Genomic DNA, 11,714 nt, shown 5'->3' with positions numbered 1-11,714 from the left:
ACGGGCAGCCGGGGGCCGTGCGGAGGAAACGTGCATGACAAGCAGTAACGACGCTCTCGCTCCCGGCATTCCCGTCGCTTCCCACGCGGACCCCGGTCGGCGACCGCGATCAGCCGGCACTTTCGTGCACCGGTCGGATCACCTCCGTCCGGTGCGCCGATGAGCCGTGGCCGGCGGTGGTGATCCAGCCGGGTGGGGTGGTGCCGTTGCGGTGTGCCTCCCGGCCGACCGACCGGGACAGGGCGGTGAGGGCGTCCGCGAAAGCCTGGACGCCCGCGGCCATGGCGGTGGGAGCGTTGCGGACGCCGGGGTCCGCGGCGATGGCTTCGACGACCGGTCTGATGCCCGCGGCGAGCCGTTCGACGTCGTAGCGGGCGTCGGTGTCCGTTCCGCCGAGGGCGAGGGGCACCGGGTGGACACGGCGGATCAGCCGCGTGCGCGGGGCGCGCGGCGGGGGGCGGCGCGTGCCGTGCTGGGCGATGACGTGGCTGTAGGCGTCGAGGTACGGACGCTGTGCGGCCGGGTGGCGGACACCGCAGGCGGTCAGGAACGTGATCAGCTGCTCGTGGTCGGCCGGCAGGCCCTTGCGGTTCACGATCCGCCACGCGGTGGTGCGCGGCAGCGGCTTGCGGCCGGGAGTGAGACGGGCGTCCGTGAGGGAGGGGGCACCGGCGCGTTCGTAGGCCAGGGCCAGGGCAAGGCCGAGCTCGCGCTTGCTGCTGATGAAGTCGGGCGCGGGCGCCCTGAGTTCGTGGAGCCTGCCGCGCTGTGCGGTGCGGCCGCGGACGAGCAGGAGCCGGGCCCGCTTCCGCGCGTCCTCACCGGCTCCGCAGGCGCGCAGATAGGCGTCGAGGACGGCCGTCGTGGGCCGGGCGGTACCGGACTCCGCGCGCTGGACGGCGCCACGGGAGACGTTGGCGGCTTCGGCCAGGCCGCGCTGGGGCAGCCGGGCCGCCCGGCGCAGCGCGATCAGATGCTGGGCGAGGTCGGCGAAGGGGCGCCGCGTGGTGCCGTCGGCGGGGCAACGGGTCATGTCCGGCCCCTACTTGCCCGCGCCGGAGCGCACGGCGGTCTCGACGAGGACCGTCATCAGACGGCGGCCGCCACCGGCGGCGGTGAGCGTGGCCGCGCCGATCGTCCCGCAGCCGCCCAGCAGCGCGAAGACGGTCCGCAGCTCGATACCGGAGAGGATCAGTCCGCAGCCCAGGCCCAGGAAGGTGATCAGCAGGATCAGCGCGTGGGTGGGCCCGAACCGCCCGGCGGTGCCGTCCCGTTCGCCGCCGTGGGCCGTCGTCGGCGGCGGCGCGTCGGCGGAAGGACAGGCGCAGGCCGGGGCGGGGCCGGTCGGGCGGGGGAGGGAAGCATGGCTCATGGTGCGCGGGAATCCGTCCTGACAGGGGCCGCCGACGATGTGCCGGGACCCGGGCTCTGGTCGCAAAGTGACGCGGCCCGCATGGCAGTTGGCCCTGCCGTGCAGCGGGCTGCGTGGCACACAGCCTTCCACGCTCGCGGATCCCGCCGCACCGCCCCGGCGGGCTGTTTGTCTGTTGTGCGGCTTCCCGGCCCCGCGGATGTTCCCCACTCCACCGTGAAATCCGCCGCCCCGCGGACCCGCGCCCGCCCGGCTGACGGCGGCCTCGTCCGCGCGCTCCGCGACCGCGGCGGCTCACCGTTCGTTCCAGCCGACTTGCGGCCCGGCCCCCATCAGAAAGACGCTGGTCCCAGCACAACACCGACGGCCGAGCCGCCGGTGTGCTCCTGACGGCTCCTGGTCGCAAGCCCGAACCCGTTTCAGGACTCTCCGGCAGGCGCGTTGGCCCGCGCCCGCCGACCCACCCGGCCGGCACCGAACCCGGTGCCGGCTCGGGGCCGACACCCCGCGATACCCAGTGACACCCCGCGATACCGGTACCTCGCGGCGAGTGGGTACGGCCCAGGTTCAAGTTCAAGTTCGAGTCTCAGGTTCAGGCTCAGGGGCGGAAGCACTCCTGCGCCGTGCCATGAGGGGGAACGAAGCACAGGCGCACCTGGTTCTGGTCCGGATCGCCGAGCATCGGCGTGAACCGGTAGGCCCTCGTGTCCGCTTCGCCGGTGACGACGACACGGCGCGATGGTGTGCCGGGGGCCGAGATCTCCACGCTGTCCCCGACGTGGGAGTGCCAGATGCGGCCCCAGGCGGCGGCGCACACCTGGCTGTAGCGGATCTCCACGCTCGCGCCGGTGCCGGTGCGGTGCGGCGCCCCCAACGCATCGGCGCGCCCCGGCAGTCCGCACGCCATGAGCACGGGGTCCTTTCCCGCGCAGGCCGTCCCGTGGCAGCCAGGGGCCGGATCCAGGGGCGGGGACCGAAGCGCCGTACGGCCGGGACCGGGTGTCGGTGCCGACAGGGCCGCCGTCAGCGCCGCAGCCACGACGGCCGCGCTCGCGGCGGCGATGAGCAGCGGGCGGCGGCGCGGTCGCCGGGGGCGGACGGTGGACGGCGGCGCAGGCTCGCGGGCGGCGGACGCGGGCGGGGCGGGACGCACGTCCGGGCCGCGCGGGTCCGGGCCGCGCGGGTCCGGGCCGGGCACGACCGGGCCGTACGAGGCGGTGGCCTGGGCCGAGCGGGCGCGGCCGCTCCACTCGGCGTCGGCGAGCTCCCACAGCGCGAGCAGCCGTCCGGGCGGCTCGCCCGCCATCGCGCAGAGCGCCTCGACGGCCTGCCGGGGGACGGGGAGCCGGCCGTTGAGATACCGCTGCCACGACGATCTGCTGTACGCGGTGCGCCCGGCCAGCGCCGTCAGGCTCAGGCCCGTCCGGGCCCGGACCGCGCGCAGCCCCTCGGCCAGGGCGGCGCACTCAGGGGCGGGGCCGGTCATCGGCGCAGTGCCCCCCAGGTGTGCGGGCCCACGACGCCGTCCGCCGGGAGTCCGGACCGGTTTTGCAGCCGCATCACCGCGGCGATCGTCTGCTGCCCGTAGACGCCGTCGACGGCACCGGGCTCCAGCTTGCGGTAGGCGAGCAGGCACTGCGCTTCCACCACGTCCCAGCCGGGTCCGGCGAGGACGGCGGTACGGGTCGTGCTGTATCCGGCGGACAGCGCGCCGTCGGCGGTGCCGGTCCGGTGCACCTTGCACGGGTAGGAGGTGCCGGGTCTGAAGACGTACCTGCCGTGCGTGGCGGTGCCCGGCGCGGCGGAGGCCGACCGGGACGAGGGCGCGTCGGGCGTCGTACGCGCCGTGGCGTCCTCGTTCTCGTCCCGGACCCCGCTGACCAGCAGACCCGCGGCCAGCCCGGCGAGCGCGGCGGCCACGGCGGCGGCGAGCAGGGCACGGCCGGAGAAGCTCCGCCGCGGCTCGCGCCGGGCAGCGGAAGCCGACGGGGGAGCGGGCGAGGACGGCGGGACGGTCCGGGCGTCCCCCGCCACGGCCGACGACGAAGGCACCGACGACGAAGGCACCGGCGGCGGTACCGTCGACGGCGACGGTTCGTCCCGGTGCTGCCACGCCTGTTCCGCCAGCTCGTGCAGGACCAGCAGCCGGGTGGGCTCCGCCCCCGTGACCCGGGCCAGTTGCTCCACCGCCCGGCGGGGGGCCAGCACCTTGCCGTTGAGGTACCGCTCCCAGGACGAGCGGCTGTAGTCGGTCTTGGCCGCGAGCGAGGCGAGGCTCAGCCCGCTGTGATCCTTCAATCTGCGCATCTGCACGACGAGTTGCCGCACCTTCTGCTCCAGCGAGTCCGGCAGCTCCGTCCACCTCGGCATGCCTCACTCCGTACGTGTCAGGGCCCCTGGGGCCGTCATCTTCACGCCGCCACCTATCACCACGCGGCGCGGGGCCGCGGTTCCCGCCGACCGGCGGCGGCGCGCCGTTTCGGCCAGGCCCCGGGGAGGCACGGCCCGCCGACTCACGGATCTCCGTTCCGGACGGAATTGCACACGGCCGGTTCTCGGCCGACAGGGGCTCAACTCCCTTTCATGACAAGGCGTGAGAGAGGCCGGAAGCCCAGCCGTGGCGACGTCGCCCGCCAGCAGGCTGCCGACCTTGTCGGCGTCACCGGCGTGTGTGATCTCTTCGGCCATGGCCCACCACCCGCCTGCGGGCCGGGCAGGGTCCCACGACCGTGACAGGAAACGGCCCGCAGGGCCGCAGGCCGCAGAGTCGGCCCGCGGAGGTTCTGCCCCCTGGGCCCCGGCCCCACCCGGCGGTGTCCGCCAGATCGCCAGATCGGGGCGGAGCCGCTCGGCGCTGGGCCGAGCCCAGCACCCGATCCGCTCCCGCAACTCCGCGTCCAGCTCCGCCGGTCCGGCGGCAGTGACGCCACCGGACCGGCGTACGGACGACGCGGGTTCGCCCCGCCCAGGACGTGCGGGCCGTCGCGGTGCGGCCACGGCCCGCCGGGTGGTCACAGCAGCGGCCAGCCGACCGAACTGTCACGCGGCGAAGGTGCCCTGGGGCGGGGCGGGGCGGGGGTAGCCGGGTCGCCTCGCGTGCCGGCGGCGCCAGTTGTGGGCGTAGCGCGGCGCCGCCGCCGGGCCCCCTCCCGTCACAGGACTGGGCCCCCGCTTGTGACAGGACAGGGACAGACGCCCCGGCCAGGGCTCCATTACGCTGACGCCCGGACGAGCGCGCGCCTCGGCGGAGCGCTGGGTTCGGTGCGGTGAGGGTGCGTGGTGCCGTGTCCTCGCCGGAGGCAGCCAGTTGCCCGCGTGGCGCAGGCACGACCAGCTAGGGGTGACAGTCGGCATGTCCCAACCGGACCACGGCCCGCACGCGGTTCCGCACCCGGCCGGTGCCCCGGGGTGGCCGGTCGAGCCACCACCGGTGCGCCCGCTGGGATCCGGCGATCCGGTCACCGCCGGCCCGTACCGGCTGGAGGGCCTGCTCGGTTCGGGCGGCATGGGCCGGGTCTACCTGGCGCGCACCCCGGCCGGCAGTGCGGTGGCGGTCAAGGTCGTGCACCGCGAGTACGCGGCCGACGCGTCGTTCCGCAAGCGGTTCGAGCAGGAGGTGTCCGCGGCCCGGCGGGTGCAGGGCCTCTACACCGTGCCGGTCGTCGACGCGGATCTGGCCACCGACGAACCGTGGCTGGCCACGGCGTACGTCCCCGGTCCGGCCCTGCACGACGCGGTGGCCGCGCGCGGACCGCTGGCGGCCACCGCGGTGCTGGCGCTGACCGCGCAGGTGGCCGAGGCGCTCCAGTCCATCCACGCGGCCGGGGTGATCCACCGCGATCTGAAGCCCTCCAACATCCTTCTCAGCGCCGACGGTCCCAAGGTCATCGACTTCGGGATCGCGCGCGCCGCGGACGTCACCTCGGTGACGAGTACGGGCATGCTGGCCGGCACGCCCGGCTACATGGCGCCCGAGTACATCAGGGGCGAGAGCCTCACCGCCGCCGTCGACGTCTTCGCGCTCGGAGCCATCGCCGCGTACGCCGCCACCGCGCGGCCCGCGTTCGGCGGCACCGGGCACAGCGTGCTGTACCGCATCCTCGAACAGGCGCCGGACCTCGACGGCTGCCCCGAGCCCGTCCGGACCGTGGCCGCCCGCTGCCTGGCGAAGGACCCCGCGCAACGGCCGGGCCTCGCCGAGGTCATCCGCCTGTGCCGTACCGACGGCACCGGCGCTCCCGCCCGGCCGGACCCCGCCGTACCGCCGCAGCGGACCGCCGTCGACCCCGCGCCGGACCTCCACAGCGCCGCCACCGCCCCGGACCTCCACAGCGCCGCCACCGCGCCCGCGGCGCCCCAGGCGCCGGAGCCCGGTGCGGGGCAGGGGAGTCCGGCGCCGACGCCGGACGCCGCCACCGGGCCCGGTCCGGCGCAACCCGCACCGCTCGCGCACACACCGGCGATGTCCGTGCCCGCGCTGCTGGGCGGCATCGGAGTACTGGCCGTGGTCGGCATCCTGGTCGCGGTGCTGCTGCCCGGAAGCTCCTCCGGCCGCCACACGCCCACCGAGGTGCAACCGGCCGCCACGCTGGGAGGCTACCCCCGGGGCAAGGGGCCGGAAGGCGTGGCGTTCAGCCCCGACGGCGCCACCCTCGCGACAGGCGCCGGGGACGGCACGGTGCGGCTCTGGGACGTGGCCGGGCGCAAGGTGCGCGCCCGGTTCGTCCCGCGGACGGCGCCCGGCGCCACCCCGGTGGCCGTGACCACGGTCGCCTTCAGCCCCGACGGCCGGCTGCTCGCCGCCGGAACGGCGAGGAACGTCGTCACGCTGTGGGACGTCGCCCGGCGGCGGCAGGTCGCCGCCATCACCACGACCGACGAGGACTCCGACTCCATCGACAGTGTGGCGTTCAGTCCCGACAGCCGGCTCCTGGCCACCGCGAGCGAGGGCGGCGCGCAGCTCTGGCGCGCGGGCACCGGCTCGGATCTGGGCACATCCGTCGCGGTGCTCGACGACGACATGTGGGCGCGGCAGGTGGCGTTCAGCCGGGACGGCAGGACGCTGGCCACCGTGGGCCACTCCCGCGACCGGAACTCCGGTTCCGCGTGGAGCGTGCGGCTCTGGGACGTGGACCGGCACAAGGCGCGCAAGGAGCTGGTCCGCGCCGAGGAGGTCTACGGCGTCTCGTACAGCGCCGACGGCAGGACCATCGCCACCGCCGCCGAGAACCGGCGGGTCGAGCTGTGGAACGCCGCCGACGGCCGTGCCGCGGGCAGCGTCGACGAGACGACCGGTGTGCCGGTCCAGTGCGTGGAGTACAGCCCTCGCGGCTCCACCCTCGCCGTGTTCGACGGCCAGGTGGTCCGGCTCTGGGACACGGCCGAGAACAAACTGACGTACCGGCTGGTCGGCAACCACTGGAACGTCCGGACCCTGGCGTTCGGCCCCGACGGCACACAGGTCGCGACGACGAGCTCCGACGGTGTCGTGTACCTGTGGAAGATCCCGGCGTCCTGACCGGGTCCGCCCTTCGGCGCCACCGCGTCGCCGAGGAACCCGGCCGGGTGACGCGTCATCAGCGTGCCACGGGCGGGGCGTACGACGGCAGGACGGAAGGCCGGCTCTCCGGGCAACGTGACATTGTACGCTGGTGGTACGTGTGTCTGGAGGATCGATCATGGGCCATCTCTCGTCCCGCAGTGTCATTCCCGTGCAGGAGCACCTGCGCGACCAGGTGGCCAACGCCTTGCGTGCCGCCCTCATCGCGGGCGAGTTGCGGCCCGGCGCCGTCTACTCCGCGCCCACCCTGGCCGCCGACCTCGGTGTGTCGGCCACCCCGGTACGCGAGGCCATGCTCGATCTGGCCAGGGAGGGCCTGGTCGAGGCGGTACGGAACAAGGGTTTCCGGATCACCGAGGTCACCGAGCGGGAGCTGGACGAGTACACCGAGATCCGCGAGCTGATCGAGGTCCCCACGATCGGACGCGTCACGGCCGTCGCCGTCGCCGAGCAGTTGGAGGCGCTGCGCCCGCTCGCCGAGGAGATCGTCCAGGGCGCCCGGCGGCACGACCTGATCGCGTATCTGGAGGCCGACCGCCGCTTCCACCTCGGCCTGCTGGGCCTCGCGGGCAACGCGCACCTGGTCCACGTGGTGGGCGATCTCCGCAAGCGCTCCCGGCTGTACGGGCTCACCGCGCTGGACGCGGGCGGCCGTCTGGTGGAGTCCGCCGAGGAGCACCTCGAACTGCTCGATCTGATGCTGTCCGGCGACATCGAGGGCGCGCAGGCGTGCATGCGGCGCCACCTCGGCAACGTCCGTTCCCTGTGGGCCGATTCCTCGGATCCGGCCACGTCCGCCGCGCTCGACCGCGGCGCGGGCTGACGCCCTCCGGGCTGACGGGCGGCCCGGACAAGCGATCTGACGGACGCTCGACCCGGCTGCGTTCACCCGTCCGTCGGCACCGCGACCCCGGGCCACAGCTCGGTAACGGTGGTGACGGGTCCTTGTCAGTGCAATTTCACATTACTATGTTACGTGCCATATCGCGGATGCAGGTCCTCGTCTCCACAACGGAGTGGCACACCATGACCCAGCGCACCCCTTCCCTTCCGGCCGCCCTCCCGGCTTCCCTCCTGGCGGCCTCCCTCCTCCTGACCGTCGCGGCCTGCGGGCCCAAGGACGACGGGGCCGCGGGCGGACCGGGCGGCACCCCGGGGGCGGGCGTCGCCTCGGGCACCGTCATCGGCGGAACCCCCGAGCGCGGCGGCACCTTGACCGTCCTGTCCGACCAGGACTTCGCCCATCTCGACCCCACCCGCAACTGGGTCATGCCGGCCATGGATTTCGGCACCCGGCTGCTGTACCGGACGCTGACCACGTTCCAGGCCAGGCCCGGCACCGCCGGCGGCACGGTCGTACCGGACCTCGCCACCGACCTCGGCCGCTCCGCCGACGGCGGCCGGACCTGGACGTTCACCCTCAAGCCCGGCCTGACCTACGAGGACGGCTCGCCGATCAGGGCACAGGACGTCAAGTACAACGTCGAGCGGTCCTTCTCGCCGGACCTGACCGGCGGTCCCGGCTACGCCCGCCAGTACCTCTCCGGCAGCGCCGGCTATACCGGCCCGCTCGACGGCAGGCACCTGTCGTCCATCGTCACGCCGGACGACCGGACGATCGTCTTCCATCTCAGGCAGCCGGTGGCCGAGTTCCCGTACACCGTCACCCTGCCGACCTTCGCCCCGGTGCCGCCGTCCAAGGAGACCGGCGTCCGCTACGACCTGCGGCCGGTCTCGTCCGGCCCCTACAGGATCCAGAGCTACCAGCGCGGCAAACAGCTGGTGCTGGTCCGCAACACCCACTGGAACCCGGCCTCCGACAGCGTGCGCAAGGCGTATCCGGACCGCATCGTCGTCAAGATGGGCCTGCGGGGCGGGCAGATCGACGACCGGCTGATCGCGAGTTCCGGCGCCGACGCCTCGGCGGTGGAGTGGGCGGACATGAGCCCCGCCAGCGTCGCCAAGGTGCTGCCGAAGCCCGGCCTGCGGGCGCGGCTGTCGGCGGAGCCCACGGGGTGCACCGAGATGCTGTACCTCAACACCGCCCGCGGGCCCTTCACCGACCCGGCGGTACGCACGGCCATGCAGTACGCCGTCGAGAAGTCGGCCCAGGTCACGGCAAACGGCGGGCCCGCGCTGAACGACGCCGCCGACCGCTATCTGCCGCCGATCCTCGCCAAAGGCGCCGCAGCCCCGGTCTACGACGTGCCGCCCACCGGAAACCCTGCCCGCGCCAAGGAGTTGCTGGCCAAGGCGGGAAAACCCGCGTTCAGCGCCACCCTGACCGTCTCCACCGGCGACAAGAACCGCGCCGAGGCGATCCAGGCGTCGCTGGCGAAAGCGGGGGTGAGGACGCAGATCACCACGGTGGACCCGGCGGTGTTCTACGACACGATCGGCGACACCGCGCACGCCCCGGACATGACCATCGGCGGCTGGTGCCCCGACTACCCGTCGGCGTCCACCTTCCTGCCGTTCGTCTTCGACGGCCGCACCATCGTCGCCAAGGGCAATCAGGGCAACTACAGCCAGTTCCGCGACACCGCCGTCGAGCACCGGATGGACCAGATCTCGGCGATGGCGAACGCCGGAGAGGCGGCCGCCGCCTGGCAGAGCCTCGACGCGACGATCATGCGTGAGTCGCCCGCGGTGCCGCTGTTGTGGCCGCGCAAGCCGCTGCTCGTCGGCACCAACATCGCCGGTGCCTACGGCCACTCCGCGTGGACCGGGCAGTTCGACTTCGCGGTCATCGGCCTCAAGGACCCCTCCAAGAGCCAGGGTTGAGGAGCGCCACGACCATGAGCACACCGCTGAGGGCTCCCCGGCTGCGCCTGACCGGGCGTCCCCGCAGACAACTCCCCGGGCGGGCACGGCCCGGCGATCCGCCCCCGGCGGAGAAGGCCGCCGGTCCCTGGCAGCGGGCCTGGCGCCAACTGCGCCGGGACCGGGCCGCGTGCGCCGCGCTGGCCGTCGTGGCCCTGCTGGTCGCGGTCGCCGCGTGCGCACCGCTGCTGGCCCGGCTGGGTGGCTGGTCGCCCGACACCTTCGACGAGAACGCGATCGACCCCTACCTCGGCGGCATGCCCCGAGGCTCGTTCGGCGGCATGGGCAGCACCCACTGGCTGGGCGTCGAACCCGCCACCGGCCGCGACCTGTTCGCCCGGACCGTCTACGGCGCCCAGGTCTCGCTGCTGGTCGCGTTCGCCGCCACCGCGATCGTCGTGGTGGTCGGTACCGCGGCCGGCATCAGCGCCGGCTACTTCGGCGGACGCGTGGACACCCTGCTGAGCCGGCTCATGGACCTGACCATGTCCTTCCCCTCGCTGATCTTCATGATCGCGATGATGTCGGTGGCCCAGGACGTCAACCGTGTCGCGCTGATGACCGCCGTCATCGGGCTCTTCGGCTGGCCGGGCATCGCCCGCGTGGTCCGCGGGGAGACCCTGTCGCTGCGGCACCGCGAGTACGTCGACGCGGCCCGCGTCGGCGGCTCCGGCGCCCTGCGCATCCTGACCCGGGAAATCCTGCCGAACGTCTCCGGCCCCGTCATCGCCTACACCACGCTGCTGGTCCCCGGAATGATCAGTACCGAGGCGGCACTCAGCTTCCTCGGCGTCGGGGTGCGGCCGCCTGCCTCCTCCTGGGGCCAGCTGATCTCCGAGGCCGTCACCTACTACGACACCGATCCCATGTTCTTCGTGATCCCCAGCGTCTTCCTCTTCCTCGCCGTGCTCGCCTTCACCGTCCTCGGCGATGCGCTGCGCGACATCCTCGACCCCCGGGCAGGCCGGTCATGACGCTGTACCTGATCCGGCGGCTGGGCGGGGCCGCGGGCGTCCTCCTCGCCGTGTGCGCGATCACCTTCACCATCTTCTACCTGCTGCCCGCCGATCCTGCCGCCGCCGCCTGCGGCAAGACCTGCACACCCGAACGCCAGGCCCTGGTACGCCACATGATGGGCCTGGACCAGCCGGTGTGGCGTCAGTTCACCGACTATCTCACCGGCATCTTCACCGGCCGCGACCTGGGCAGCGGACCGCACGCGCTGCACTGCGGCTTCCCGTGCCTCGGCTACTCCTACGAGAACTCGCTGCCGGTGTGGAACCAGCTCACCGACCGGATGCCGGTGTCCGCGTCGCTGGCGGCGGGCGCCGCGGTGCTGTGGCTGGCCATCGGGCTCGGCGCGGGCGTCACCGCGGCGCTGCGCAAGGGCACACTGACGGACCGCGGACTGATGGTGGGGGCGGTCGCCACCGCCTCGCTGCCCGTCTACTTCACCGCCGTCATGCTGATCTGGGGCGTGGTGCGGATCGCCGGGATCCTGCCCTACCCGTCGTACGTGCCGCTCACCGACGACCCGCCGCACTGGGCGTCGAACCTGCTGCTGCCCTGGATCGCGCTGGCCCTGCTGTACGCCGCCATGTACGCCCGGCAGAGCCGGAGTTCGATGATCGAGGCGATGACCCACGCCTATATCAGGACCGCACGGGCCAAGGGTCTGCCGGAGCACACGGTGATCGTCAAGCACGGCCTGCGCTCGGGGATGACGCCCGTGCTGACCCTCTTCGGCATGGACCTGGGCGGCCTGCTGGCCGGCGCGGTCATCACCGAGAGCATCTTCGGCCTCCCCGGGGTCGGCCAGCTCTTCTACGACGCGCTGCGCCGCTCCGACCAGCCCGTGATCCTCGGCGTCACATTGCTGGCGGCCTTCTTCATCGTCGGCGCGAACCTCGTCGTCGACCTGCTGTACGCGGTCATCGACCCGAGGGTGAGGTACTGAGG

The 11,714-nt window shown here is 73.7% G+C and carries 9 protein-coding genes; 5 read left to right on the top strand and 4 right to left on the bottom strand.

Annotated features, from left to right (window positions below; translation table 11 throughout):
* Positions 1-109: 109 nt before the first annotated feature.
* The 4 genes from ACWDYF_RS10875 to ACWDYF_RS10860 all read right to left on the bottom strand — a co-directional run bounded on the left by ACWDYF_RS10875 (position 110) and on the right by ACWDYF_RS10860 (position 3,742).
* Positions 110-1,033 carry a helix-turn-helix domain-containing protein gene (locus ACWDYF_RS10875; RefSeq protein ID WP_389467787.1) on the bottom strand — a complete coding sequence of 308 codons (924 nt, stop codon included), beginning with the start codon at positions 1,031-1,033 and terminating at the stop codon, positions 110-112.
* Positions 1,034-1,042: 9 nt separating this feature from the next.
* A complete protein-coding gene (locus ACWDYF_RS10870; protein WP_389467785.1) occupies positions 1,043-1,372 on the bottom strand; it encodes a hypothetical protein in 330 nt (109 codons plus the stop codon).
* A 598-nt stretch (positions 1,373-1,970) separates the two neighbouring features.
* A complete protein-coding gene (locus ACWDYF_RS10865; protein WP_389467783.1) occupies positions 1,971-2,858 on the bottom strand; it encodes a helix-turn-helix domain-containing protein in 888 nt (295 codons plus the stop codon).
* Positions 2,855-3,742, bottom strand: coding sequence for a peptidoglycan-binding protein (locus ACWDYF_RS10860; protein ID WP_389467781.1), 888 nt, complete (start codon positions 3,740-3,742; stop codon positions 2,855-2,857). The genes ACWDYF_RS10865 and ACWDYF_RS10860 overlap by 4 nt, the downstream gene beginning before the upstream one ends.
* A gap of 982 nt (positions 3,743-4,724) precedes the next feature.
* Between ACWDYF_RS10860 and ACWDYF_RS10855 the strand changes: the two genes are divergently transcribed.
* From ACWDYF_RS10855 to ACWDYF_RS10835, 5 genes are all read left to right on the top strand, one after another.
* Complete coding sequence (locus ACWDYF_RS10855; protein WP_389467778.1) at positions 4,725-6,890, top strand: WD40 repeat domain-containing serine/threonine protein kinase; 2,166 nt, start codon at positions 4,725-4,727, stop codon at positions 6,888-6,890.
* Between the two features lie 160 nt (positions 6,891-7,050).
* Positions 7,051-7,755, top strand: coding sequence for a GntR family transcriptional regulator (locus tag ACWDYF_RS10850; protein WP_381736455.1), 705 nt, complete (start codon positions 7,051-7,053; stop codon positions 7,753-7,755).
* Between the two features lie 203 nt (positions 7,756-7,958).
* Positions 7,959-9,716, top strand: coding sequence for an ABC transporter substrate-binding protein (locus ACWDYF_RS10845; protein ID WP_389467775.1), 1,758 nt, complete (start codon positions 7,959-7,961; stop codon positions 9,714-9,716).
* A 14-nt stretch (positions 9,717-9,730) separates the two neighbouring features.
* Entirely contained in the window at positions 9,731-10,729 is a 999-nt protein-coding gene (locus ACWDYF_RS10840; RefSeq protein ID WP_389467774.1) for an ABC transporter permease, read from the top strand.
* Positions 10,726-11,712 (top strand): ABC transporter permease, encoded by a 987-nt coding sequence (locus ACWDYF_RS10835; protein ID WP_381736452.1) that lies wholly within the window; start codon positions 10,726-10,728, stop codon positions 11,710-11,712. Before ACWDYF_RS10840 ends, ACWDYF_RS10835 begins: the two co-directional genes overlap by 4 nt.
* Positions 11,713-11,714 lie beyond the last annotated feature (2 nt).

It is taken from the genome of Streptomyces sp. NPDC003284, assembly GCF_053589675.1.
This window is presented reverse-complemented; position numbering and strand designations above follow the sequence as displayed.

Excerpts from the sequence above, each read along its gene's own strand:
- ACWDYF_RS10840 (WP_389467774.1), top strand. The coding sequence starts at position 9,731 with ATGAGCACACCGCTGAGGGCTCCCCGGCTGCGCCTGACCGGGCGTCCC.
- ACWDYF_RS10870 (WP_389467785.1), bottom strand. The coding sequence starts at position 1,372 with ATGAGCCATGCTTCCCTCCCCCGCCCGACCGGCCCCGCCCCGGCCTGC.
- ACWDYF_RS10850 (WP_381736455.1), top strand. The coding sequence starts at position 7,051 with ATGGGCCATCTCTCGTCCCGCAGTGTCATTCCCGTGCAGGAGCACCTG.
- ACWDYF_RS10860 (WP_389467781.1), bottom strand. The coding sequence starts at position 3,742 with ATGCCGAGGTGGACGGAGCTGCCGGACTCGCTGGAGCAGAAGGTGCGG.
- ACWDYF_RS10845 (WP_389467775.1), top strand. The coding sequence starts at position 7,959 with ATGACCCAGCGCACCCCTTCCCTTCCGGCCGCCCTCCCGGCTTCCCTC.
- ACWDYF_RS10835 (WP_381736452.1), top strand. The coding sequence starts at position 10,726 with ATGACGCTGTACCTGATCCGGCGGCTGGGCGGGGCCGCGGGCGTCCTC.
- ACWDYF_RS10875 (WP_389467787.1), bottom strand. The coding sequence starts at position 1,033 with ATGACCCGTTGCCCCGCCGACGGCACCACGCGGCGCCCCTTCGCCGAC.
- ACWDYF_RS10865 (WP_389467783.1), bottom strand. The coding sequence starts at position 2,858 with ATGACCGGCCCCGCCCCTGAGTGCGCCGCCCTGGCCGAGGGGCTGCGC.
- ACWDYF_RS10855 (WP_389467778.1), top strand. The coding sequence starts at position 4,725 with ATGTCCCAACCGGACCACGGCCCGCACGCGGTTCCGCACCCGGCCGGT.